General features: G+C 35.1%; 1 protein-coding gene. It reads right to left on the minus strand.

The window, feature by feature from the left end; all coding sequences use genetic code 11:
* Window positions 1-327: 327 nt before the first annotated feature.
* On the minus strand, window positions 328-595 hold a 268-nt coding region (locus tag ACFILW_RS10880; RefSeq protein ID WP_375685839.1), incomplete at its 5' end, for a zinc ribbon domain-containing protein YjdM.

Genomic DNA, 595 nt, shown 5'->3' on the forward strand with positions numbered 1-595 from the left:
GATACAAAAAATGAGAATATTTTTTCAATTCAGCAGGAATAAGTTTGTCTACTTTACGGTATTGTTCTTCTCATAAAGCGCATACTTTTATTGTTGCTTGTGAGTCAACATCCAGTCCCCCATACCGCATATTAAAAGAAAAAGACAGAGTCGCTATTTCTCTGCGATACATGGCTTTGCAATAAAGGAAAACATATTGCTTCTATCTGATTGGTGTAATCTATGAAACAAGAAAAGAAGCAACTGGAGGAAAATATGCCCAATTAGAGAAGAATGTAAAAATAGAAAACCAACGAAATCCAAAAACAATTGCAAGAGGACAAATGCTTAAACTTTTTTCACAAACTCCGACTTTAAACTCATCTGACCAATCCCTGGAATTTTGCAATCAATATTATGATCTCCATCCACCAAGCGAATATTCTTTACCTTAGTACCACCTTTTAAAACAGATGAAGCACCTTTTACCTTCAGATCTTTTATCACCATAACGGTATCTCCGTTTGTTAAAATCTGACCATTGGCATCATAAACAGTATTGACAAGAACCGTATCATCGTTTTTTTGCGGCCATTCATGTGCGCAAAAAAACAGA

The organism is Bartonella sp. TT110JLCBS, from assembly GCF_042193405.1.
Classification (GTDB): Bacteria; Pseudomonadota; Alphaproteobacteria; order Rhizobiales; family Rhizobiaceae; genus Bartonella.